Below are 22,295 nucleotides of genomic sequence, written 5' to 3' on the forward strand. Positions count from 1 at the left end.
AACCGAATGCGCCTTCGCGCGTGGGTCGGGATGCGCATTCCGCGGAACGATCCGACGCTAAGAGAACGCCTGATCTAGTTGTGCTCGCGGATCGACGCGCCCGCGGCCGCGCTCATTCCGGATCGCGAGAAGTGGGCGGATGCGGCGAAAGACGCGAGGAACAAGCTGGCGCACACGCGTGCGTCGGAGCAACACACGAACGACGCGCTGAATGCCGTCATGGAGGTCACGGCCGCGCTGGTGCTGCTGACTTTGCTGCACGAGCTTGGCGTTCCCGACGACTTGCTCGTTCAGTCGATCACGCGTCACAGTTCATTCCGGTACGCGGGTCGGCTCGCATACGAATACTTTCAGACGCCGACGTCAGGCGACGAAAGCGGGCTCTAGAGGGATGCCCTCAGTCTCGCCCTCCAGGGCGACAGCATGCTCTGGTGGTCGGTGTGGATGTATTTGGCATCTACTCCGAGCTTTTCGAGGGCGGTGCGCTGCGCGGTCAGGTCCTGTTCGTAGGTGGAGACTCGCGCGTATCCGATGAGTAGTGCATTCATGCCCGAATTTCGTCCGCAGGAGCGGCATGCACAAGCCGATCTTGTCTGACCACGCGTCGCGACGCGAGGTCCACGTGGCTCGGCCCGTCCCGCGCGCTACCAACGGGACCGCGCGCTACCAACGGGATAGAGTGCCGCGCAGGGGAGGCCCATGCTTGTTGGTGGTATGGCTGCGCACACGTGAGCGTCGCGGAGATCGCCGCCACTGTGGCGCTCGTCGCCGGCGGGTTCACCGTGGGGCTGATCGCGATCCTCCACGTACTCGAGCCCGAGTATGACCCGTCCTGGCGGATGATCAGCGAGTACTCCCTCGGGCGGCACGGGTGGGTCATGCGCTTCGCCTTCGTCACGATGGCCATAGGCCTCTCGGCGACGGGCGTCGCCTTGTGGCCGTTCGGCGGCGCGTGGACGATCGGCCTCGCAGCCGTCGCCCTCGGCGCGCTCGGTGCCGCGTTCATCGACGCCGATCCGATCATGACTCCGCGCGCTGATGCCACGCCAGTGGGCAGGGCGCACACGGTGCTGGGTGTGGTGTTGCTGGCCGGCTTTCCCCCTGCCGCGCTGCTCGCGGGGGTCGGGGTGGGGCCCGCGCTTGGCTGGACGTTGGTGATCTGTTCCGTTGTTCCGTTGGCCGGACTGGTGTGGTTCCTCATCGCCGCTACCCCCGCCCACGGGCAAGGCGGCTCGCCAAAGATCCGAATCGGATGGCCCGACAGGTTCTGCCTTCTCGCCTACCTGGCATGGGTGGTGCTCGCCGCTATCAGCGTTCTTTCCGTCTTGTGACGCGAGAGCGTCGCGCAGGAGGGCCAGCCGGCGTGAGCCTGTGTCGCGGTGGAGATTGCGGGAGGACTCATGCCACTAGCCGCACCGCGCCTCATGACTGAGCGGCCGGTCAACGCGACTGTCTGAGTCGGGGGAGCGGATCCCTGACCGGGCTTTGATCACGGGGCCGCACCCGTTGACGCGCTCTGGCTGGGACTCGGGATGCTGCTGTTCGGCGCTGGCGTATATGCGCTGTGCCTGCAACGACCTTCCGTGAAGGGCTGACGGTCAAGGGAATCCGCCACACCGATCGGAGAGCTCACGGCTCTTGCCAGTCGACTCGGCAAGACCGTTGCGCAGGACCTCCTGCACCTGACCGTGCGCACCGAGCGACTCTCGCCGCACTGGATGCGAATTGCCCTCCGCGGCGGCGATATCGCCAGGGTGTAGCTGGTCTGGAGTGGCGTCGCTCGGTCGAGCCGCGCCCGCAGGGGGTTACGACGTCGTGGGGAAAGGATCGTCGGCGAGCCGGATGGTGCGGAACCCTCGCGTTTCGAGGCGGGCACGGTTTGCCTCGTTCAGTCTCAGCAGCGCGAGTGCGATGCCGGATGCTCCGACCTGATGGCCAACTTCTGCCTTGAGTGTTCCTATCGGGAGGACATGCGACCGGGGCCGCGTCGACTAACCGCATGGGGGAGTACGCCACTGCTTGATCTCTCGACGGGCCAGGCGGGAGGGCGCGACCGCGTGATCCCCAGAGATGCCCCTACAAGACAACAACAACCAACAGACAGCGCTGTAGCGAGAGGACATTCTTGGCGAGACGCATGCATCTCGCCAAGAACGTAGACATTTCAACGTACCGGTGGTGGGATTCGAACCCACACGCCCTTTCGGACAAAGCATTTTGAGTGCTCCGCGTCTGCCATTCCGCCACACCGGCTCCGGCACGTCCGCGAACGACCATACCGTAGGATTCAATGGTGACTGAGGAAGAGCAGGCGACCGGTTCACCGGCATCCACGCCCCGACGAGTTGTCGTTGCGGAGGACGAGTCGTTGATCCGGCTCGACATCGTCGAGATCCTTCGGGACAACGGCTTCGATGTCGTCGGCGAAGCCGGCGACGGTGAGACGGCTGTTCAGCTGGCCACCGAGCTGCGACCCGACCTGGTCATCATGGACGTGAAGATGCCGCACCTGGACGGCATCTCGGCCGCCGAGAAGCTCAGCAAGAACCACATCGCGCCCGTCGTCCTCCTGACCGCCTTCAGCCAGAAGGAGCTGGTCGAGCGAGCCAGCGAAGCCGGCGCGCTGGCCTACGTGGTCAAGCCGTTCACACCGAACGACCTGCTGCCCGCCATCGAGATCGCGCTGGCCCGGTACGAACAGATCATCACGCTCGAGGCCGAAGTCGCCGACATGGTTGAGCGCTTCGAGACCCGCAAGCTCGTGGACCGCGCGAAGGGCCTGCTGAACGAGAAGATGGGCCTGTCCGAGCCCGAGGCCTTCCGCTGGATCCAGAAGGCGTCGATGGATCGGCGTCTGACGATGCAGGACGTCGCCAAGGCGATCATCGAGCAGCTGGCGCCTAAGAAGGGCTGACCCGCCGCGACAGCGCAGCTCAGACCGGCGGTGCGCTCTTGATCATGTTGGTGATCCGGACGGTGGACAGCCGTCGTCCCTGATCGTCGCTGACGGCGATCTCGTGCACCGTCAGGCTCCGACCGAGATGGATGGGCGTGCACACTCCGGTGACCAGCCCGGACGCGGCGGAACGCGTGTGGGTCGCGTTGATGTCGACGCCGAGCGCGAGTCGGCCCGGTCCAGCGTGGAGGTTCGCGGCCATCGATCCGAGCGACTCCGCCAAGACCACGTACGCGCCGCCGTGCATGAGGCCGATCGGCTGGGTGTTGCCCTCGACCGGCAGCGTCGCGACGCACCGATCGACCGAGAATTCCAGGAACTCCATGCCCATCTTCTGGGCCAGGGCTCCGATTCCACGCTGGGCGGCCCGGGCCGATCGCTGGGTGTCTGCAACAGGCTGGTCGGTCATCGCTCGCCTTCGGGCACTCGTCGGATTGCTGTCCTCCGCCCTGACTAGGCTGTCAGGGTGACGGACTCCGCAAAGCCTACCTTCCTGATCGTGGACGGCCATTCGCTGGCATACCGGGCGTTCTTCGCACTCCCCGTCGACAATTTCACAACCAAGGACGGGCAGCACACGAACGGGATCTACGGGTTCCTGGCGATGCTGATCAACCTCATCAAGGCGGAACGACCCACCCATCTGGCGGTGGCGTTCGACACGTCCCGCCAGTCCTTCCGCTCCCGCGAGTACCCCGAGTACAAGGCGAACCGCTCCGAGACGCCCAGCGAGTTCAAGGGGCAGATCCCGCTCCTGCAGGACTGCCTGGCCGCCATGAGTATCACGGTGCTGCAGAAGGAGGACATCGAGGCCGATGACATCCTGGCGACGCTCGCCACGCAGGGCGCGGAACTGGGCTACAACGTGCTGGTGTGCTCCGGAGACCGCGACACCATCCAGCTCGTCGACGACGACATCACGCTGCTGTACCCGAATGTCCAGGGCGTCTCCCAGCTGAAGCGCTACGACACCGCAGCCGTGATCGAGCGCTACGGCGTGCGTCCGGAGCAGTATCCGGACATCGCGGCGCTGGTCGGCGAGACCAGCGACAACCTGCCCGGTGTGCCCAAGGTCGGCGAGAAGACGGCGGTGAAGTGGCTCGGGCAATACGGCTCGCTCGACGCGCTGCTCGAGAACGCAGACAAGGTCACCGGCGTCGTGGGTAACAACCTCCGCGAGCACATCGAGGACGTGCGGCGCAATCGCCAGCTGAACCGGCTGCTGCGCGACGTCGAGCTCCCGGTCACCCCCGCCGAACTGGCTGCCCGGCCGATGGACGCCCAGGCGGTGCGCGACATCTTCGCCCGCCTCGAGTTCCGCACCCTGCTCCCGCGCGTCTTCGACGCCGCCGGGATCGATGAGGCGACGAGCACCGCGACGGCGCCGGCGCCGGTCGTCATGCCCGTCCCGGCGCAGCTGCCCGCACCCGAGCTGGCGGCGTGGGCTGCGGATGCCGCCGACGAGGTGGGCGTGACCCTCGTCCTGGAGGGCGGACTGCCACGTCGCGTCGGGCTGGCCACCGCGGACGCGGTCGTCGAAGCCGATTGGACGGCCGACGTCGCCGCCGAGCTCAGCCCGTGGCTGTCCGGTGACTCGCCCAAGGTCCTCAGCGACGCCAAGCCTCAGGTCAAGGCGCTCCGCCGGGTCGGCATCCGCATCGGCGGGCTCGCGTTCGACACGTCCATCGCGGGGTGGCTGCTTCGCCCCAGCTTCCCCGACAAGACCCTGTCGGATCTGGTGGACCGCTACCTGGGCGAGAAGCTGCCCGAAGCCGACCCGACCCAGCTCGTTCCCGAGACCGAGGGTGCAACGCCCGGACAGCTGTCCTGGTTCACGCTGCGTGCCGCCGACGCCCTGCGGGTGGAGCTTCCGGCCGGCGTGCAGGCTGTACTCGCCGACATCGAGCTGCCGACGCTGCTGACACTGGCCGACATGGAACTGGCCGGCGTGGCCGTCTCGCACGCGAAGCTCTCCGACTTCGCCGCCGATCTGACCCGCCGCGCGGACGCGATCGCGCTGGACGCGTACGCCGCGATCGGCCGAGAGGTCAACCTCGGCTCTCCGAAGCAGCTGCAGGAGGTCCTGTTCGAGGAGCTGCAACTGCCCAAGACGCGCAAGACGAAGACCGGCTACTCCACGGATGCCGCGGTGCTCGCGGACCTGCAGGAGTCCAACCCGCACCCCTTCCTGGACCTGCTGCTGCAGCATCGCGAAGCGACCAAGCTGCGGCAGATCATCGAATCGCTGGACAGCGCCATCGGACCCGATCACCGCGTCCGGACGACCTACGTGCAGACCGGCAGCCAGACCGGGCGGCTCTCCAGCACCGACCCGAACCTGCAGAACATCCCGGTCCGCACGGAGGAGAGCCGCCGCATCCGGGCCGCCTTCGAGGTCGGCGAGGGGTACGAGACGCTGCTGACGGCGGACTACTCCCAGATCGAGATGCGCATCATGGCGCACCTGTCGGAGGACCCCGGCCTGGTCGAAGCGTTCAATTCCGGGGAAGACCTGCACCGATTCGTGGGTGCACGGGTGTTCGGGGTCAGCCCCGAGGACGTCACTCCGGCGATGCGCACGAAGGTGAAGGCGATGTCATACGGCCTGGTCTACGGCCTGTCCGCCTTCGGTCTGTCCAAGCAGCTGCGGATCGAGCAGGCCGAGGCCAAGCAGCTGATGATGGAGTACTTCAACCGGTTCGGCGCGGTACGCGACTACCTGCGCTCGTCCGTGGAGCAGGCGAAGATCGACGGGTACACCGAGACCATCTTCGGCCGCCGTCGCCCGTTCCCTGATCTGTCCAGCCCCAACCGGGTGCTGCGCGAGAACGCCGAGCGCGCCGCGCTGAACGCACCCATCCAGGGCAGCGCCGCGGACATCATGAAGATCGCGCTGTTCCACATCCACGACGAATTCTCGGCCGCTCAGCTGCGCTCCCGCGTGCTCATGCAGATCCACGACGAGCTCGTCGTCGAGGTGGCCCCGGGGGAGTGGGATGCCGCGGAGCGGATCGTCCGCGAGCGCATGGGCGACGCGGCCAGCCTGACCGTACCGCTGGATGTCCAGATCGGCCGTGGGGCGGACTGGAACGAAGCGGGTCACTAGTCCGCTTGGTCGCCCGCTGCTCCTTGCCTAGGCTCGGAGGCATGACAGATGCACCACGCACCCCCACGCCGATCGACACGATCGCCGATGCCTGGGTCGACACTCTGGCCGAGCAGATGCCCACGGTGGCCACGTACATCGGGCGCACCGAGTACAACGACCGGTACGGCGACTACACGCCCGAGGGCGCGGAGCGGCTGATCGCCGACGCCCGCCGCACCCTGAGCGCGCTCGATGCCGCCACCGCGGTGGACGACATCGATGTCGTCACCAAGGAGGACCTCAGCCGCGAGTTGCGCCTGGAGCTGGATCTGCACGAAGCGAAGTGGAATCTCCGCGACATGAACGTGATCGCCTCCCCGGTGCAGGACATCCGCTCCGTCCTGGACCTGATGCCCACCGACACCGCGGAGGACTGGTCCGTCGTCGCCACCCGCCTCAAGGCTCTGCCGGCCGCGATCCAGGGCTACATCACCACGCTGCGCGAGGGGATCGCGCAGGGCACCGTCCCCGCCCGCCGCCAGGTCGTGGAGGTCATCACGCAGATCGCCCGCTACACCGACGACGGGGGGTTCTTCGCCACGTTCGCCGGCGAAGCCGCCCCCGCGGAAGGTCAGCTGCCCACGTCCCTCTCGCGTGCACTGTCCGAAAACGCCGACGCCGCCCGCGTGGCGTACGACGGGCTGGCCGAGTTCCTCGGCACGGAGCTCGCCCCGGTCGCCGCAGACAAGGATGCCGTCGGACGAGACCTGTACGCTCTTCAGTCCCGGCGGTTCCTGGGAGCGACGATCGATCTGGACGAGACCTATGACTGGGGCGTCCAAGAGCTTGCCCGGATGGTGGCCGAGCAGGAGTCGATCGCCGATCAGATCCGTTCGGGCGCGTCCGTCGAAGAAGCCGTCGCCTTCCTCGACGAGGACGCCTCGCACAAACTGCACGGCACCGCGGAACTCCAGCGCTGGATGCAGGAGACCAGCGATCGGGCGATCGCCGAGCTGGGCAGGACCCACTTCGACATCCCCGAGCCGATCCGTCGGCTGGAGTGCATGATCGCACCCACCAAGGAAGGCGGGATCTACTACACCGGACCCACCGACGACTTCTCGCGGCCCGGACGCATGTGGTGGTCCGTGCCGGAAGGCGTCGAGGAGTTCGACACCTGGCGTGAGCTGACCACCGTTTACCACGAGGGCGTCCCAGGCCACCACCTGCAGATCGCGCAGGCCGTGTACAACCGGTCGCAGCTGAACTCGTGGCGCCGCCTGCTGGCCGGAACATCCGGCCATGCCGAAGGCTGGGCGCTGTACGCGGAACGCCTGATGGAGCAACTCGGCTATCTGGAGGACCCGGCAGACCGGCTCGGGATGCTGGACGGGCAGCGCATGCGGGCCGCCAGGGTGGTTCTGGACATCGGTGTCCACCTCGAGAAGCCCCGCCCGGACGGGCGAGGCACGTGGGATGCCGACTACGCACTGGCGTTCATGCGCCGCAACGTCAACATGTCGGATGAGTTCGTCCAATTCGAGGTCAACCGGTATCTCGGCTGGCCGGGGCAAGCCCCCGCCTACAAGGTGGGTCAGCGGATCTGGGAGCAGATCCGCGACGACGCCAGGGCGGCGCAGGGCGACGCGTTCGACATCAAGACGTTCCACAAGCGCGCCCTGGACGTGGGCGGCGTCGGCCTGGACACCCTCCGCTCAGCGCTGGCCAGCTGAATCGGCTCACTCTGGGGCGGGGAGGTCGCGGGACAGGAGTCGCGCGACCTCCCCGTCGCCGGTCTGGGTGAAGTCGGTGTAGAACTGCCCCACGGCCCAGAAGTCCCGAACCGGGTGCAGGCAGATGAAGTCGTCCACGACGTCGGGATCGGGGAGCCATCTGGCCGGCGCGACCGGCACCGCCAGGATGATCCGGGCGGGACCGTGCGCGCGCAGAGCCGTGCATGCCGCCGTCGCGGTGGATCCGGTGGCGATCCCGTCATCCACCACTATCGCGGTCCTGCCGCTCACGGAGGGGAGGGATGCCGCGAACAAACCGGTCCGGCGTTCCAGCTCGACGCGCTCCGACTTCTCGACCGAGGCGAGCTGCTCGGGTGTCACACCGCCATGGCGCACGGCATCCGGATTGAGGATCCTCACGCCGTCGGCGATTGCCCCCACGGCGTACTCCTCCTGGTGGGGAGCGCCCAGTTTGCGCACGACCGCGGCGGCAAGCGGAAGACCGCACACCCGCGCGACCTCGGCGGCCACCACCACCCCGCCGCGGGGGATGCCGAACACGATCGCCCGCGGATCGGCCACCGGCGCGAGCGCGGCCGTGAGCTGCCTGCCGGCATCCGCGCGATCGTGGAACCTCTTCACGCGCACACCCTACGCTCGCCCGCTCCGGACGGTATGGGAATGCGCGCCGGCGGGGCAGTGTTCCTATGCATGCGAATGGAAAGGACGTGCGGGGTATGACCTATGTCGATCCGACTGAACTCCACCTGGGACTCGACACGTTCGGAGACGTGACGCGGGACGCGTCCGGCGAGTTGCTCAGCGACGCGCAGACGATCCGCAACGTCGTGGACCAGGCGGTGCTCGCCGACGACGTCGGCCTCGCGTTCTTCGGCGTGGGCGAGCATCACCGACCCGAGTTCGCCATCTCCAGCCCTGAGATCGTCCTCGCCGCCGCTGCCGCCCGCACGACGCGCATCCACCTGGGGACGGCGGTGACCGTGCTGTCCTCGGACGATCCGGTGCGCGTATACGAGCGCTTCGCCACACTCGACGCCGTCTCCCACGGACGCGCCGAGGTGATCCTCGGACGCGGATCCTTCATCGAATCCTTCCCCCTGTTCGGCTACGACCTGCGCGACTACGAGGCGCTGTTCGAGGAGAAGCTGGATTTGTTCTCGCAGCTTCTCACCGAGAAGCCGGTGACGTGGCAGGGTTCGATGCGGGCACCGCTGACCGCCGCGGACGTCTTCCCGAAGACCGAGCACGGCCTCACGGCCTGGGTCGGCGTGGGCGGCACTCCGGAGTCCGTCGTCCGGGCGGCTCGCTACGGATACGGGCTGATGCTGGCGATCATCGGCGGGCCTGCCGCGCGCTTCCGTCCGTTCGTGGACCTGTACCACCGTTCGCTCGACTCCTTCGGGCGCGATCGGCTCCCGATCGGAGTGCACTCTCCAGGCCACATCGCCGAGACGGACCAGCAGGCGTGGGAAGAGGCCTACGAGGGCTTCGAGTCGATGAACAACACCATCGGCCGGGAACGGGGATGGCCGCCGTACAGCCGGATGCGCTTCCAGCACGACGTCGGCCCGGAGGGGGCGCTGTACGTGGGCTCACCCGAGACGGTCGCACGGAAGATCGCCGACACCGTGCGGGCGCTGCGCAGCACCCGGTTCGACATGAAGTTCTCCACCGGCACCCTCTCGCACGAGAAGATGATGCGCTCGGTCGAGCTGTACGGCACCCGCGTGCGACCGCTGGTGCACGACCTGCTGTCCTGAGCAGTGACGGGAAGGCCGCGGCATCCGTAGCATGACTGCATGACGGATGCTCCCGCCCGGACCTTCCCGCTCTCGGAGCGACTCGACCGGCTGCCCTTCACCCGCCGGCACCTGCGCGTCCTGACCGGTTCCGGGGTCGGCTGGGCACTGGATGCGATGGATGTCGGGCTCATCTCCTTCGTGATCGCCGCGTTGGCGGTGCAATGGCAGCTGCAACCCGGCGAGACGGCCTGGATCGCCTCGATCGGATTCGTCGGAATGGCGATCGGTGCCAGCCTGGGCGGTCTGCTGGCGGATCGGTTCGGGCGCCGGCAGGTGTTCGCCGTCACGCTGCTGGTCTACGGCGTCGCCACGGGCGCCAGCGCCTTGGTCGGTGGGCTTGCGGCGCTGCTGATCCTGCGCTTCCTGGTCGGTCTCGGTCTCGGTGCGGAGCTGCCGGTCGCCTCCACCTATGTCAGCGAGTTCGCGCCGGCCCGCATCCGCGGTCGGCTGATCGTGATCCTGGAAGCGTTCTGGGCGGTCGGCTGGACGGCGGCGGCGCTGATCGGCTTCCTGGTGATCCCGGGCTCGGACGACGGCTGGCGCTGGGCGTTCGCGTTCGGGGCGCTGCCGGCCGCGTACGCCCTCATCGTGCGCTGGGGCTTGCCCGAGTCCGCTCGCTGGCTGGCCCGCCGCGGTCGTCATGCCGAAGCCGACGCCGTCGTCCGCTCGTTCGAGACGGCCGCGGGTGTGACGCCGCCGGCCGTCCTGGACGTGCAGCCCGATGAGCCGCCGCCGGCGGCGCTGTCCTCGCGAGAGCGCCTGACCGCGCTGTGGGCGCGCGAGTTCCGTCTGCGCACAGCCTGTCTGTGGGTGGTGTGGTTCTGCGTCAACTTCTCGTATTACGGGGCCTTCATCTGGATCCCCTCGATCCTCGTCTCGCAGGGATACGACCTCGTGCGCTCCTTCGGGTTCACGCTCATCATCACGCTCGCGCAGCTGCCCGGATATGCGGTGGCGGCATGGCTGATCGAAGTATGGGGACGCCGCCTGACGCTGTCGGTGTTCCTCATCGGATCGGCGGCGGCAGCCGTGGTGTTCGGCACTGCGACGGGCGAGGCGATGGTCATCGGCGCGGGGATGGCGCTGTCCTTCTTCAACCTCGGTGCGTGGGGAGCGCTGTACGCCGTGACGCCGGAGATGTACCCGACCTCGCTGCGTGGCACGGGGTCCGGCTGGGCTGCCGGCGTGGGCAGGATCGCGTCCATCATCGCTCCGCTCAGCGTGCCGGTCCTGCTCGCGTCGGGTGGTGCGCCGCTGCTGTTCGTGGTCTTCGCGGCCTTCTTCGCGATCGCTGCGGGGGCCGCGTGGGGCCTCGTGGACCGCCGGGGACTCGCACTGGACGATCGGTGAGGATCTTGCTCGGCCGGCGGCCGCCGGGATCGGACTGCGTGCGCACCTAGGCTGGGGGAGTGACATCCGTTCGCTACGTCGCCATCGGCGATTCCTTCACCGAGGGAGTCGGCGACGAACTCCCGGACGGTCACGTCCGAGGCTGGGCGGATCTGGTCGCCGCGGGCTGGGCCGATGCCACAGCGGCACCGATCGAGTACGCCAACCTGGCGATCCGCGGCAAGCTCGCCTGGCCGATCGTCGCGGAACAGCTGGAACCGGCCCTCGCCCTGCGACCGACGCATCTGTCCTTCAACGGCGGCGGGAACGACATGATCCGGCCGCGCACCTCCATCGCACACGTCGTGGACGCGTTCAGCCGGGTGATCGAGCGCTGCGACGAGGAGGGGGTGCAGCTGCTGCTGCTGTCCGGCGCGAATCCGTCGGCGCAACTGCCGCTGAGCAGGCTCATCCAGCGGCGCGGAGATCTCCTCGCCCAGGCGGTCAGTGCCCGCATCGTCGATCGCACGGATATCGTCCGCGCCTTCAACTGGCCGGATCGCGAGCTGTCCACGCCCGCCTACTGGTCCGAGGATCGGCTGCACATGAATTCCCGCGGTCATCACCGGGTCGCCGCGCGCGTGCTGACCGCCCTGGGGATGGAGCCGCCACCGGAGTGGTGGTCGCTGCCCCCGCTGCCGCCGGGCGCGCGCATGCGCGGCTCCTCCTACTATCGAGAGCACCTCGGACCGTGGGTGCAGCGCAGGCTCACCGGCACCTCCTCGGGCGACGGCCGGGTGGCGAAGTACCCGGACTTCGTCGTGATCGAGCCGTCAGGCTCCTGAGCGCACCGAGTAGACGAGCTCCGCGAACTGGCCGGACGCGCGCGCGGATTCGAGTGTCAGCCGATCGGACTCCAGGCGGCGGGGAAGCAAGGGCTTGCCGGAGGTCAGTGTGACGGGTGCGACCGAGACCCGGATCTGGTCGAGGTGACCGGCGTCGGCGAACTGACCGACCAGGTCGCCGCCCCCGACCAGCCAGACATCCCGCTCGCCCGCGGCGGCGCACAGTTCATCCCAGAGCGCGCCGACATCACCCGCCCGGAAGCGGATGTCGGCGCCGGGTATCTCTGGCAGCGACCGGGTGGAGAGCACGAACGCGGCGACGTCACGGTATCCCCACTTCTCCGGGTTTTCGGTCAGATCGTCGTGGCGCAGGATCCATTCGTACGTCGTCGAGCCCATCACCAGCGCGCCGACGCCGGCGAGGAATCCCGCGAAGTCCGACTCGGCCTCGGCCGCCCCGGACACCGCGAACAGCCAGGACAACGAGTCCTGATCGTCCGCCAAGAAGCCGTTGAGGGTGGTTGCGGTGTTGTAGACGACGCGTGGCATGGCGCCACGATAACCGGGACGGCGGACAGCCGACAGGCCGGGTAACCCGTGTCAACCCCTTGCCGCCGGAGAACCGCCTCGGCCAGTGTGTTATCGCTGGGACGCGCCGCGTCCATCGGAAAGGAAGTGCCATGAGCATCGGAGCAGGAGTCGTCCTCTTCGTCATCGGAGCGATCCTCGCGTTCGCCGTGAACGTCGAACTCGAATGGATCAACCTCGATCTGATCGGGTACATCCTCATGGGCGCGGGGGTGCTGGTTTTCATCGTCGGCATCATCCTGCTCATGCGCAAGCGCTCGAGCGAGACGGTGACCCGCACAGCGGTCGACCCGGCCGCGAACGAGCGCGTCACCCGTCAGTCCACCAGCTCCACCGACGATACGATCTGAGTCCGCAGCACCTGAGAGCCGCGGGGGGCCCGGGCCGGAGCGCCGTTTCGCCTCCGCCCCGGGCTCTCGCCGTATCCGGTGGCGTTCCGGTGACCGAGCTGTTCTGGCCGGGTCCGCACGAGCCGCAGCTCGGCCACGAGTACCAGTTCCATCTGGACCTGCCGGAAGCGCAGGAGGCGCTGACCCGTACGATCGCCTGGCTGGAGGACACGACGCCCGGGCAGTGATCGGCGCCGCTCGGCTCTGCGGCGCTGTGGCGAGGCAAGGGCTGACCTGCTACTTTGGCGCCACCCCATCGATCGGCACCGCTCCACCCGCGGATCAGGAGAGAAGCGACGGATATGGCCACGGAGCGCGTCGTCTCGGTGGATGCGCGGCGGGTGCGGCGCGTTCATGCGGTGCTGGTGCTGCTGTCCTTCTCGGCCGGAGCTGCCGACGCGTTCGCGTTCCTCGCTCTCGGCGGGATCTTCACGGCGAACATGACCGGCAATCTGGTGCTGATCGGCATGTTCAGCCGTCCCGAGTTCGCGCAGACCCTCGTGACGGCACTCATCGCGATCGTCTCTTTCGTGGGCGTGCTGTACGCGGCTTTTCGGCTCACTGTCCCGACGGGCGCACTGCCGGTAACGCAACGGCACACGCTGCGGCGTCTCGTGCTGCCCTCGCTGGTGCTGCAGACCCTCGTCGTCGCGATCTGGGCGGCGCTGCGCGGTGACGTCGGCATGGTGGAGCGCTGCATCGTGATCAGCCTGTCCGCCGCGGCGCTGGCGCTGCAGACGGTGGCTGCCAAGAAGCTCTCCGACATCGAGGGGGTCACCACGACCTACGTGACCGGCACGCTCACCACCACGATGCACGATCTCGCGGTCCGCAGCGCGCACGGGCAGGGACTGCGCGTGCTGTCCGTCGTGGCGCTGCCGGTCGGCGCGGTATCCGCCACCGCCGCGTTGCTGCTGGCCGCCGAGCTGTGCCCGGTGGTGGCATGGTTGCCCGCCGTCGCCGCGGCGATTCTGCTTCTGTCCACATCGAGACCGTAGGTAGGACCGCGCTGACGCTGTGCGCCGATGATGGAGCACGCGCCCGACCACCTGAACGAGTGAGCCGGCCGGGGGAGCGGCATCCGCGCCGACCCCAGGTCGGTTACCATTCGGGGATGACGAAACCGGCACCGATCGAAGACGTCCCGATCGGCGGCGACGTCATCCGCCTCGGGCAGTTCCTGAAGTTCGCGGGGATTCTCGACTCCGGTGGAGACGTGAAAGAGGCCATCATCGACGGCTACGTGAGCGTGAACGGCGAGGTCGATCGACGCCGCGGGCGCCAGCTGAAGCTCGGCGACATCGTCGGGTTCGAAGGGCGTCAGGTCCGGGTCTGCCCGTGATCGCCGTGCGGGGGAGAATGCGCGCCACTTTACTTGCGGGTTAATTAACCTGCGGGTATAGTACCGGTATGTCCGTCGCTCACCTGGATGCAACGTTCCTGGCCCTCGCCGACCCCACCCGGCGCGCGATCATCGGCCGCCTGACCGAAGGAGATGCGACGGTGAACGAACTGGCTGAGCCGTTCGCGATGTCTCTTCCGGCGGTCTCCAAGCACATCAAGGTGCTGGAGCGGTGCGGGCTGGTGACCCGGTCACGACGCGCTCAGTTCCGTCCTTGTCGCCTGAACGTTTCCGCCCTCGCGGAGGCAGAGAGCTGGATCCAAGAGAGTCGCCGGGTGTGGTCGGACCGGTTCGATCAGCTCGACGAGCACCTTCGCGATCTGCAAGCCGGGGGAGAGGCCGCGCGATGAGCAGCCTTCCGGCTGAGTCGCGGCGTCCGGCATCCGCTGGCGACGTGACCATCTCCCGCACCTTCGATGCTCCCAGGGAATTGGTGTTCCGGTGCATGATCGATCCGCAGCACCTCACGCATTTCTGGGGACCGAGAGGGTCGAGCGCGCCGATGGAGGGCATCGTCGTCGACGCCCGACCGGGCGGTGCCTTCGAGACCACGATGGTCAACGACGCCGACGGCAGCTCGTACTGCATGCGCGCGGTCTTCCGCGAGGTGGCCGAACCGGAACGGCTGGTGTGGGCCGACATCGATTCGGGCATGGTCACGACCGCGCTGTTCATCGACACGGGTGACGGACGCACGAACGTCCACATCCGTCAGACGCTCGTCCCGCCACATGCGATGACGGAGGATGCGCGGGTGGGTTTCCTCAGTTCGCTGGACCGTTTCAACGCCTATGCGCGCGCCCTCGCATCACCAGCTGAGGAGGACAGATGAGTGCCGTGCAGTCGGCAGACGGTACATCGATCCGGTTCGACCAGTCCGGATCCGGTTCGCCGCTGGTGCTCGTCCTGGGCGCCTTCAACACCAGGTCCGCCGGCGCGTCGCTGGCCGTGCACCTCGCGCAGCGGTTCACGGTCTTCAACTACGACCGACGCGGACGCGGACAGAGCGGGGACACCGCGCCGTACGAGATCCAGCGTGAGATCGAGGATCTCGCCGCGCTGATCGCTGCAGCGGGCGGAGAATCGGCCGTGTTCGGGTACTCGTCCGGAGCGATCCTCGCTCTCGCCGCCGCCGAGCACGGCCTTCCCATCACCGGCCTTGCGCTGTACGAGCCGCCCTTCCCCCTGACGGGCAGGAGCCGCGATTTCTTCACCCGGAGCGCGGGGGAGATCCGGGCGCTCATCGCTGAGGGGCGGCCGGATGCCGCGGTGGAACTCTTCCAGATCCGCATCGTCGGCATACCGCCGGAGGTGGTCGCGCAGATCCGCCACGCGCCCTTCTGGCCCGAGCTGGTCCGGGTCGCACCGACCCTGGAATACGAGGTTCTTCTTCTCGCCTCCGACCCGGACCTGCCCGGGAGAGTCGGCATCCCCACACTGGTGGTGGCGGGATCAGACAGTCCGTCTGTCCTCACCGACGCCGCCGAGAACCTCAGCCGCCGACTTGCGCACGGTTCATATCGGGAGCTCGCCGGTCACAGCCACGACATCGACGCTGACGCACTCGGCCCCGTCGTCACCGAATTCCTCGCGCGGTGACCGGACCGTGCCGGCGGGGCACGTCGCGGTGTGAGATCGGATAGGGGAACACCGCTGCATTCCTTTGAGCTGACATAATGTGCATTATCGGCAATTGGCCGTTCAGTCTCGTTCCGGTGCGGACGTGACGGTCGAGCCCATCCTCTCGGCCCGAATTCGCGCTGGATCGGCCCTCGGGATCTGAGGGCTGCGATACGGACACGCCGCGTTCGTGGACGCCGCGAGTTCACCCGCCGGGTCTAAGCTGAGCCGCACCTCACAGGAATCTCCCAGAAAGGGATGCCTCATGTCCACAGAATTCGCGCCGGAAAGATCCCTCGTCAACGGCATCCGCACCGCCCTCGGCATCAGCGGCGTCCTGTCCCTGATCGTCGGAATCCTCATCCTGGCCTGGCCGGACAAGACCGCGATGGTCGTCACCGCGATCATCGCGATCTATGCGATCGCTGCCGGCCTGGTATACGCCGGCCTCGGGATCTTCTCGAAGACCCGAGGCGGCTGGTCGCGAGTCGGCCACATCGCCCTGGGCGTGCTGTTCGTCATCGCCGGTATCGTCGCGTTCCTGAACCTGGGAGGAGCGACGGCATGGCTCGCGCTGTTCCTGGGCTTCCTCGTCGGCATCATGTGGATCGTCGAGGGCATCGTCGCGCTGTCCACGCTGGATATGGCCGCATCCAAGGGCTGGACGGTCTTCTTCGCGATCATCAGCATCATCGCCGGCATCGTGCTGTTCTTCTCCCCGATCTGGGGCGCCCTGGTGCTGTGGTGGCTGCTGGGCATCTCCCTGATCGTGCTCGGCGTCATCCAGATCATCCGCGCCTTCACCTTCGCCAGCAAGGACATCTAGTCCGGCATCACGACAGAGCGCCCCGGGATCCCGGGGCGCTCTGTCGTCTCAGTCGTCAGGGACGATCGGTGACCGGCAACTTCCGCCGCCACCAGTCCAGCACCGCCTCGAAGCGCTCGACGCGGTGGCGCGGCTGGCCGGCGCGCGTGAGCTCGTGATCCTCCCCGGGGAAGACCAGCAGCTCGGCCTCGGTCCCCTGTCGTTTCAGCGCCGAGTAGTACCTGGTCGCCTGTTCCAGCGGGCAGCGGAAGTCCAGTTCGGAGTGCAGGACGAGAGTGGGTGTCCTCACCTCGCCCACCACCGCCATCGGACTCTGCCGGGCGATCGCGTCCGCCTCGGTCCCGACGTATTCGTCTCCGAAGAAGGAGCCGATGTCGCTGGTCCCCTGGAACGAGACGGGGTCCAGGAAACCCCGCTCCACGATGGCCCCCGCGAAGCGGTGATCGTGGGCGATCACCCAGGCGGTGAGGTAGCCGCCGTACGAGCCGCCCATGATTCCGACGCGTTCGCGGTCCAGCCGCGCGTCCTGCGCTGTGGCTCCGTCCAGGAAGTCGATGACGTCCGCGAAGTCGAGGGTGCCCATCGCCCCGCGGATGCTGCGGCCGTGCTCGCTCCCATAGCCCGCTGAGCCCCGCGGGTTGCAGTACACGACCGCGTAACCGGCATCCACCAGCACCTGCGTCTCATCGAAGAGGTGGATGCCGTATGCGGCGTACGGTCCCCCGTGGATCTGCAGAAGAACCGGGAAGGGTCCTTCTCCCGCAGGCTGGGCGACCCAGCCGTGGATCGGATAGCCGTCCCTGCCCGTGATGGTCAGTTCGCGCGGTGTGACGACCGGCACCGCGTTGCCGAAGGACGTCAGCGCGCGGGTGCGTCCGCCCTCCACCAGCAGCAGTTCCCCCAGTGCCTCCGGGGTCGCGACGGCGGCCACGACCCGCTCCCCCGCGGCCGCGGATCCGAGGACCTCGACGTCGCCGCCGAGCACTTCTGTGGTCACGCCGTCGCGGGTCACCCGCAGCAGACGGACGCGCCCGCGGGTGCGGTCCTGCACGAGGAAGTCCTCGCCCACCGGGCTGATGACGCTGCCCACCTCACCCAGGTCGATCGTCTCGGGATCCGTCAGCCGACGTGGGCCGTCCGGCTCGAGCAGCCACAGCGACGTGGCGGCTGCGACGAAGTCCGTTCCGGACTCCCCCACGTCCGCGGCCAGCACGGCGATCATCCCGTCCTCGGCGACGGCCACCTCGGAGATCGAGAGCGCGGCGGTCCGGTCGATGAGCTCGCGCTCCCCCGAGCCGTCGGCGCGCACGGCGATCAGACGCGAGCGAAGATCCCGGTGGTCCGATTCGATCTCGTCCAGAACCGTCAGCACCTCGTCGTCGCGGAACACTGCGCCGGTCCGGGATGCCGCCCCGTGCGTGAGCTGAACGGGCTCGGCGGGGATGACCTTCTTCTCCGGCTTGTCTGCGCCGTCCGGCAGCGCGGCGGGTGCGGGTTCGTAGAAGGGCTCCGCGTCCACGGCCGGGACCGGTACGACGAACAGCTGTGCGGGCCGGTCGGCGAGGTACCCCAGGCCGTTGGAGTGCCAGCGCACCCCGGTGATGCGACGCGGGGCCTCGGCCGATGACTCCAGGCCGTCGACGCTCCCGTACCGACCGTGCTCGGGAACGCGCGCGGAGAAGGCGAGGGTGGCGCCGTCGCCGGACCAGTCGAATGCGTCCACCCCGAGCGGGGCAGCCGTCACCTGCACCGGCTCACCGCCGCGGGCGTCCACCACGTGGAGCTGTGCCTTGCCTCGGTCATCTCCGCGCAGGAACGCGATCCGCGCCCCATCGGGGGACAGCTGTGGTGACCGGTCCGCGGTGCCGCGCGTGAGACGGCGTGCCTGGCCGTCCGGCAGATCCACGCGCCACAGCTGGCCGACGGCACGGTTGGCGGTCAGATCGGGCCGCGATGTCGCGAAGACGGCGAACGATCCATCCGGGGCGAGGTCAGGCCGGCCGACCGAGATGAGCTTCTCGATGTCTGCGGGTCCCATGCTCACTCCCCCTCGAACGACGTGGTGTCCCCGACCAGGCGCGTGTTGGCCGGCGGGATCGGATCGACCGCGGCATGGGCCACCTCGGCCGCGAACTCGCCGACGTTGTAGAGCTTGCCGGCCGATTCCCGGCGCGAGGCGATCGCGCCGGGGTTGGCCCTTTCGAGCAGCGTGGCGGTGATGGTTCCTTCGATCATGTCGCCGGAGACGACGACGAATCCGATCCCGCGGGCGTCCAGCTCGGGGATGCGCTCACGCAGCGCGTCTTCCCCCGCCCGTTTGGACAGGGCGACCGGGACGTACTCCGGCATGGTGGGCGTGGTCCGGATGAAGTGCGCCTGGTGGCTCGTGACGAACACGACCCGCGACCCGTCCGAGAGCAGCGGAAGCGCGGCGTCCAGAACCTGCAGCTGCGCGTCCCGGTTGAGTCGGAGCGCGTACTCCTCCCCCATCCCGGACTCCATGCCTCCGGAGGCATTCAGCACGAGGATGTCCAGGGAGCCGAAGGCCTGCTCCACCTCGGAGAACATCGCCTGCACCGACTCGGCATCCGTGAGATCGGCGCCCACCACCAGAACCTCGACGCCCGACTCGCGCAGCTGCGCAGCGAGCTTCTCCGCCCGGGGCGCCTTGTTGCGGTAGTTGATGACGACATCCGCGCCGGCCTGCGCGAAATAGCGGGCCGTGTCGGCCCCGATTCCCCGCGACGAGCCGGTCACGAGTGCTGTCTTCCCGCTCAGTGAGCCGGGGGCGAGAGGGATGAGGGGGTCGGTCACGGGAGACTCCAGGAGGGTGCGAAAGCGCTGATCGGGCGGATGCCGCGGCCTCCGCGCGCGGTGCGCGGGCGCCCCTCGACCCTACCAATCGGGGCGCCGCCGGGCGGGCGCGGTTCGGCCTGGAGTGGAGGCCCGCATGATAGGTTCGAGCGACAGGGAGGCATGCCGTGGAGTTCATCCAGACCATCGAACAATTCGCCTGGATCGGGTGGCTCGTCCTGATCCTGGTGTTCCTCGTGATCGAGATGCTGACCCTCGACTTCACGTTCCTGATGCTCAGCATCGGCGGCATCGCGGGGCTGGGTTCGGACCTCATCGGCGCACCAGTCTGGCTGCAGGTGATCATCGCCGCTGTCGTCGCGGCGGTGCTGGTGCTGCTTCTGCGGCCGCCGCTCCTGCGCCGCCTGCGCCGCGGTGAGGATCCCACACCGACCAACGTGGCCGCGCTGGTGGGACTGTCCGGACAGGTGCTCTCGACGGTGACACCGCACGGCGGTCAGGTGAAACTCGCGAACGGCGACACGTGGACCGCCCGCCCCGACCGCGGAGCCGAGCTGGAGCCGGGCACGGTCATCCGTGTCAGCCGAATCGACGGCGCCACCGCGTACGTCCGCCCCCAGGAAGAGGAACCGACCGCATGACCCCCGAGAGCTTCATCCCGACGGCCATCGGCTGGCTGCTGGCCATCGCGGTATTCATCTTCGTTCTGGTCGTCATCGTCCGCTCGATCCGGATCATCCCGCAGGCCACGGCCGGAGTCGTCGAGCGCCTCGGGCGCTATCACAAGACGCTGATGCCGGGCCTGAACATCCTGGTGCCGTTCATCGACCGCGTCCGTCCCCTCATCGACATGCGCGAGCAGGTGGTGTCCTTCCCGCCGCAGCCGGTGATCACCGAGGACAACCTGGTCGTCTCGATCGACACGGTGATCTACTTCCAGGTGACCGACCCCCGCGCGGCGACCTACGAGATCCGCAACTATCTGGGCGCTGTCGAGCAGCTGACCACCACCACCCTGCGCAACGTGGTCGGTGGGCTCAACCTGGAGGAGGCGCTCACCAGCCGCGACGAGATCAACGGTCAGCTGAGAATCGTGCTGGACGAAGCCACCGGCAAGTGGGGCATCCGCGTCGGCCGTGTCGAGCTGAAGGCCATCGACCCGCCGGTGAGCATCCAGGACTCGATGGAGAAGCAGATGCGCGCCGAACGTGACCGGCGAGCTCTCATCCTGACCGCCGAGGGCACCAAGCAGTCCGCCATCCTCACCGCCGAAGGTGCCCGGCAGGCGGAGATCCTGCGCGCCGAAGGCGACAAGCAGGCGGCCGTTCTGCGCGCGCAGGGCGAGGCCGAAGCGATCCAGACCGTCTTCAGCGCGATCCACCTCGGCAACCCGGACGACAAGCTGCTCGCCTACCAGTACCTGCAGACGCTTCCGAAGATCGCGGACAGCGCGTCCAGCAAGCTCTGGATCATCCCGAGCGAGTTCACCGAAGCGCTCAAGGGAATGAGCACCGCCTTCGCCGGCAGCGTCGTCGAGGCCGCCGCCAAGCGGCCCACCTCCGAAGAGGAACCCGCCAGGCCCACCTCGTCGTGACGCACGGCTGGTTCGCGGGCGCCGCACGACCCCGGGTGCTCGCCCACCGCGGTCTGCTGACCGCGGCGGACGTGGCCGACGGCGTGGTCGAGAACTCTTTCGCGGCCATTGCGGCCGCGCACGCAGCAGGAGCTGAGTACATCGAATCGGACTGTCATCTCACCGCGGACGGGAGGGTCGTGCTGTTTCACGACGCCGACCTGGTCCGCGTCGCCGGCGACCGACGCCGGATCGCCGACGTCACCAGCGCTGAACTCGACTCGCTGCTGGAAGGCCGCGGGGGCATGATCACGCTCGAGCAGGCGCTCGACGCCTTTCCCGATACGCGCTTCAACCTCGACGTCAAGGCGAAGGATGCCGCGGTACAGGTCGGTCGGATCGTGGCGCCGTACGCAGACCGGGTGCTTCTGGCCAGCTTCTCCGATGTCCGTCGGCGCACCGCTCTGGCCGCGGCCACGTCGGCGGCACCCGGCACGCGACCGGCCACATCGGCCGGCAGCGCGACGATCGGGCGCGTGCTCAGCGCTCTGGCGTCCCGCTCGTCCGGGCTCGTGGCGCGAGCTCTGGCGGACGTGGATGCGCTGCAGGTGCCCGAGCGGTACCGCTCGTGGGGCATCGTCACGCCGCGGCTGATCGCAGCGGCGCACCGCCATCACGTCGAGGTCCACGTGTGGACCGTGAACGACCCCCGGGACATGCGAAGGCTCGTCTCGATGGGCGTGGACGGCCTCGTCACCGACCGCGCAGACCTCGCCCTGGAGGTCCTCCAGGGCGACAATCCCCCACCCACCCACCCCTGAGCATCCTGCCCTGAGCATCGTCTGTGAATGACGCTGGGAGGGGCGCGGTTCGGATGATCCGCTCAGGTCACAGCGCTATACCTATACAGCGACGAGAGGACCACAAAATGGCAGACCGCAGCTTGCGCGGCATACGACTCGGCGCCCAGAGCTTACAGAGCGAAGAGGGCGTCGTGTTCCATGAACGCGCACAACACGTTTACCAGTGCACGTCATGCAAACGTGACACCACCCTGACCTTCGCGGTCGACGCGGAGGTCCCCGAGGCCTGGGAATGCCGCATCTGCGGCGCTGAGGCCCTGCTTCGCATCGGCGAGGGCACCGCGACCGTCGACCACAGCGAGGACAAGGTCCCGCGCACTCACTGGGACATGCTGCTGGAGCGTCGCAGCATTCCTGAACTTGAGGAGCTGCTCGAGGAGCGCCTCGCCTTCGTCCGCGCCCGGCGCGGATCCGGCGAAGACGCCACCAAGCTCAGCGCCTGATCG

26 protein-coding genes and 1 tRNA gene are annotated in these 22,295 nt (G+C 68.2%); 20 read left to right on the forward strand and 7 right to left on the reverse strand.

Annotated elements, in window-relative coordinates; genetic code table 11:
• Positions 1 to 78 precede the first annotated feature (78 nt).
• Positions 79 to 387, forward strand: a complete 309-nt coding sequence (locus tag NQ152_RS00930) for a HEPN domain-containing protein (protein WP_257522695.1) — start codon at positions 79 to 81, stop codon at positions 385 to 387.
• Here the strand turns inward: NQ152_RS00930 and NQ152_RS00935 are convergent.
• Positions 384 to 548 carry a recombinase family protein gene (locus NQ152_RS00935; protein ID WP_257522696.1) on the reverse strand — a complete coding sequence of 55 codons (165 nt, stop codon included), beginning with the start codon at positions 546 to 548 and terminating at the stop codon, positions 384 to 386. The genes NQ152_RS00930 and NQ152_RS00935 overlap by 4 nt on opposite strands.
• A gap of 180 nt (positions 549 to 728) precedes the next feature.
• On the opposite strand from NQ152_RS00935, the gene NQ152_RS00940 reads away from it, so the two are divergent.
• Entirely contained in the window at positions 729 to 1,331 is a 603-nt protein-coding gene (locus NQ152_RS00940; RefSeq protein ID WP_257522697.1) for a DUF998 domain-containing protein, read from the forward strand.
• 839 nt (positions 1,332 to 2,170) lie between these two features.
• On the opposite strand, the gene NQ152_RS00945 is transcribed toward NQ152_RS00940, so the two are convergent.
• A tRNA-Leu gene (locus NQ152_RS00945) sits at positions 2,171 to 2,253 on the reverse strand.
• Positions 2,254 to 2,290: 37 nt separating this feature from the next.
• Here NQ152_RS00945 and NQ152_RS00950 point away from each other — a divergent pair.
• Complete coding sequence (locus NQ152_RS00950) at positions 2,291 to 2,914, forward strand: response regulator (RefSeq protein ID WP_306815474.1); 624 nt, start codon at positions 2,291 to 2,293, stop codon at positions 2,912 to 2,914.
• A 19-nt stretch (positions 2,915 to 2,933) separates the two neighbouring features.
• On the opposite strand, the gene NQ152_RS00955 is transcribed toward NQ152_RS00950, so the two are convergent.
• Entirely contained in the window at positions 2,934 to 3,365 is a 432-nt protein-coding gene (locus NQ152_RS00955) for a PaaI family thioesterase (RefSeq protein ID WP_257502576.1), read from the reverse strand.
• Positions 3,366 to 3,422: 57 nt separating this feature from the next.
• Here NQ152_RS00955 and polA point away from each other — a divergent pair, with 57 nt between their 5' ends.
• Both polA and NQ152_RS00965 read left to right on the forward strand, forming a co-directional pair.
• Positions 3,423 to 6,062, forward strand: a complete 2,640-nt coding sequence (gene polA / locus NQ152_RS00960) for a DNA polymerase I (protein WP_257522698.1) — start codon at positions 3,423 to 3,425, stop codon at positions 6,060 to 6,062.
• A gap of 41 nt (positions 6,063 to 6,103) precedes the next feature.
• The gene (locus NQ152_RS00965; RefSeq protein WP_257522699.1) at positions 6,104 to 7,777 is read left to right on the forward strand and encodes a DUF885 domain-containing protein; all 1,674 of its coding nucleotides are present in this window, start codon (positions 6,104 to 6,106) and stop codon (positions 7,775 to 7,777) included.
• Positions 7,778 to 7,783: 6 nt separating this feature from the next.
• Here NQ152_RS00965 and NQ152_RS00970 read toward each other — a convergent pair whose 3' ends face one another.
• A complete protein-coding gene (locus tag NQ152_RS00970) occupies positions 7,784 to 8,419 on the reverse strand; it encodes a phosphoribosyltransferase family protein (protein ID WP_257522700.1) in 636 nt (211 codons plus the stop codon).
• A gap of 95 nt (positions 8,420 to 8,514) precedes the next feature.
• On the opposite strand from NQ152_RS00970, the gene NQ152_RS00975 reads away from it, so the two are divergent.
• From NQ152_RS00975 to NQ152_RS00985, 3 genes are read left to right on the forward strand one after another with little or no spacing between them, the layout of a single operon-like run.
• Positions 8,515 to 9,558, forward strand: a complete 1,044-nt coding sequence (locus NQ152_RS00975; RefSeq protein WP_257522701.1) for an LLM class flavin-dependent oxidoreductase — start codon at positions 8,515 to 8,517, stop codon at positions 9,556 to 9,558.
• 39 nt (positions 9,559 to 9,597) lie between these two features.
• Positions 9,598 to 10,950 (forward strand): MFS transporter, encoded by a 1,353-nt coding sequence (locus NQ152_RS00980; protein WP_257522702.1) that lies wholly within the window; start codon positions 9,598 to 9,600, stop codon positions 10,948 to 10,950.
• 59 nt (positions 10,951 to 11,009) lie between these two features.
• A complete protein-coding gene (locus NQ152_RS00985; RefSeq protein WP_257522703.1) occupies positions 11,010 to 11,774 on the forward strand; it encodes an SGNH/GDSL hydrolase family protein in 765 nt (254 codons plus the stop codon).
• Here the strand turns inward: NQ152_RS00985 and NQ152_RS00990 are convergent.
• Entirely contained in the window at positions 11,763 to 12,323 is a 561-nt protein-coding gene (locus tag NQ152_RS00990; protein WP_257522704.1) for a dihydrofolate reductase family protein, read from the reverse strand. The two genes, NQ152_RS00985 and NQ152_RS00990, sit on opposite strands and share 12 nt — an antisense overlap.
• A 131-nt stretch (positions 12,324 to 12,454) precedes the next feature.
• Here NQ152_RS00990 and NQ152_RS00995 point away from each other — a divergent pair, with 131 nt between their 5' ends.
• From NQ152_RS00995 to NQ152_RS01030, 8 genes are all read left to right on the forward strand, one after another.
• A complete protein-coding gene (locus tag NQ152_RS00995) occupies positions 12,455 to 12,712 on the forward strand; it encodes a DUF6458 family protein (protein WP_257502567.1) in 258 nt (85 codons plus the stop codon).
• A gap of 89 nt (positions 12,713 to 12,801) precedes the next feature.
• Positions 12,802 to 12,939: a hypothetical protein gene (locus tag NQ152_RS01000; protein ID WP_257522705.1), complete on the forward strand. Its 138-nt coding sequence runs from the start codon at positions 12,802 to 12,804 to the stop codon at positions 12,937 to 12,939.
• A gap of 114 nt (positions 12,940 to 13,053) precedes the next feature.
• The gene (locus NQ152_RS01005) at positions 13,054 to 13,749 is read left to right on the forward strand and encodes a DUF1275 domain-containing protein (protein ID WP_257522706.1); all 696 of its coding nucleotides are present in this window, start codon (positions 13,054 to 13,056) and stop codon (positions 13,747 to 13,749) included.
• Positions 13,750 to 13,865: 116 nt separating this feature from the next.
• On the forward strand, positions 13,866 to 14,093 hold the full coding sequence (locus NQ152_RS01010; protein WP_257522707.1) for an RNA-binding S4 domain-containing protein: 228 nt from the start codon (positions 13,866 to 13,868) through the stop codon (positions 14,091 to 14,093).
• 68 nt (positions 14,094 to 14,161) lie between these two features.
• Positions 14,162 to 14,503, forward strand: a complete 342-nt coding sequence (locus NQ152_RS01015) for a helix-turn-helix transcriptional regulator (protein ID WP_257522708.1) — start codon at positions 14,162 to 14,164, stop codon at positions 14,501 to 14,503.
• On the forward strand, positions 14,500 to 14,985 hold the full coding sequence (locus tag NQ152_RS01020; protein ID WP_257522709.1) for an SRPBCC domain-containing protein: 486 nt from the start codon (positions 14,500 to 14,502) through the stop codon (positions 14,983 to 14,985). Before NQ152_RS01015 ends, NQ152_RS01020 begins: the two co-directional genes overlap by 4 nt.
• Complete coding sequence (locus NQ152_RS01025; RefSeq protein WP_257522710.1) at positions 14,982 to 15,752, forward strand: alpha/beta fold hydrolase; 771 nt, start codon at positions 14,982 to 14,984, stop codon at positions 15,750 to 15,752. The genes NQ152_RS01020 and NQ152_RS01025 overlap by 4 nt, the downstream gene beginning before the upstream one ends.
• Before the next feature lie 286 nt (positions 15,753 to 16,038).
• Positions 16,039 to 16,599: an HdeD family acid-resistance protein gene (locus NQ152_RS01030; protein WP_257502560.1), complete on the forward strand. Its 561-nt coding sequence runs from the start codon at positions 16,039 to 16,041 to the stop codon at positions 16,597 to 16,599.
• A 55-nt stretch (positions 16,600 to 16,654) separates the two neighbouring features.
• On the opposite strand, the gene NQ152_RS01035 is transcribed toward NQ152_RS01030, so the two are convergent.
• Positions 16,655 to 18,637, reverse strand: coding sequence for a S9 family peptidase (locus tag NQ152_RS01035; RefSeq protein WP_257522711.1), 1,983 nt, complete (start codon positions 18,635 to 18,637; stop codon positions 16,655 to 16,657).
• Between the two features lie 2 nt (positions 18,638 to 18,639).
• Positions 18,640 to 19,413, reverse strand: a complete 774-nt coding sequence (locus NQ152_RS01040) for an SDR family oxidoreductase (protein ID WP_257522712.1) — start codon at positions 19,411 to 19,413, stop codon at positions 18,640 to 18,642.
• A gap of 167 nt (positions 19,414 to 19,580) precedes the next feature.
• On the opposite strand from NQ152_RS01040, the gene NQ152_RS01045 reads away from it, so the two are divergent.
• From NQ152_RS01045 to NQ152_RS01060, 4 genes are all read left to right on the forward strand, one after another.
• A complete protein-coding gene (locus tag NQ152_RS01045) occupies positions 19,581 to 20,054 on the forward strand; it encodes an NfeD family protein (protein WP_257502557.1) in 474 nt (157 codons plus the stop codon).
• Positions 20,051 to 21,007, forward strand: a complete 957-nt coding sequence (locus tag NQ152_RS01050) for an SPFH domain-containing protein (protein WP_257502556.1) — start codon at positions 20,051 to 20,053, stop codon at positions 21,005 to 21,007. The genes NQ152_RS01045 and NQ152_RS01050 overlap by 4 nt, the downstream gene beginning before the upstream one ends.
• The gene (locus NQ152_RS01055; RefSeq protein ID WP_257522713.1) at positions 21,004 to 21,807 is read left to right on the forward strand and encodes a glycerophosphodiester phosphodiesterase family protein; all 804 of its coding nucleotides are present in this window, start codon (positions 21,004 to 21,006) and stop codon (positions 21,805 to 21,807) included. Before NQ152_RS01050 ends, NQ152_RS01055 begins: the two co-directional genes overlap by 4 nt.
• 107 nt (positions 21,808 to 21,914) lie before the next feature.
• Entirely contained in the window at positions 21,915 to 22,292 is a 378-nt protein-coding gene (locus NQ152_RS01060; protein ID WP_257502554.1) for an RNA polymerase-binding protein RbpA, read from the forward strand.
• The last annotated feature ends 3 nt before the right edge of the window (positions 22,293 to 22,295 follow it).

The sequence above is a fragment of the Microbacterium sp. zg.B48 genome, from assembly GCF_024623505.1.
Classification (GTDB): Bacteria; Actinomycetota; Actinomycetes; order Actinomycetales; family Microbacteriaceae; genus Microbacterium.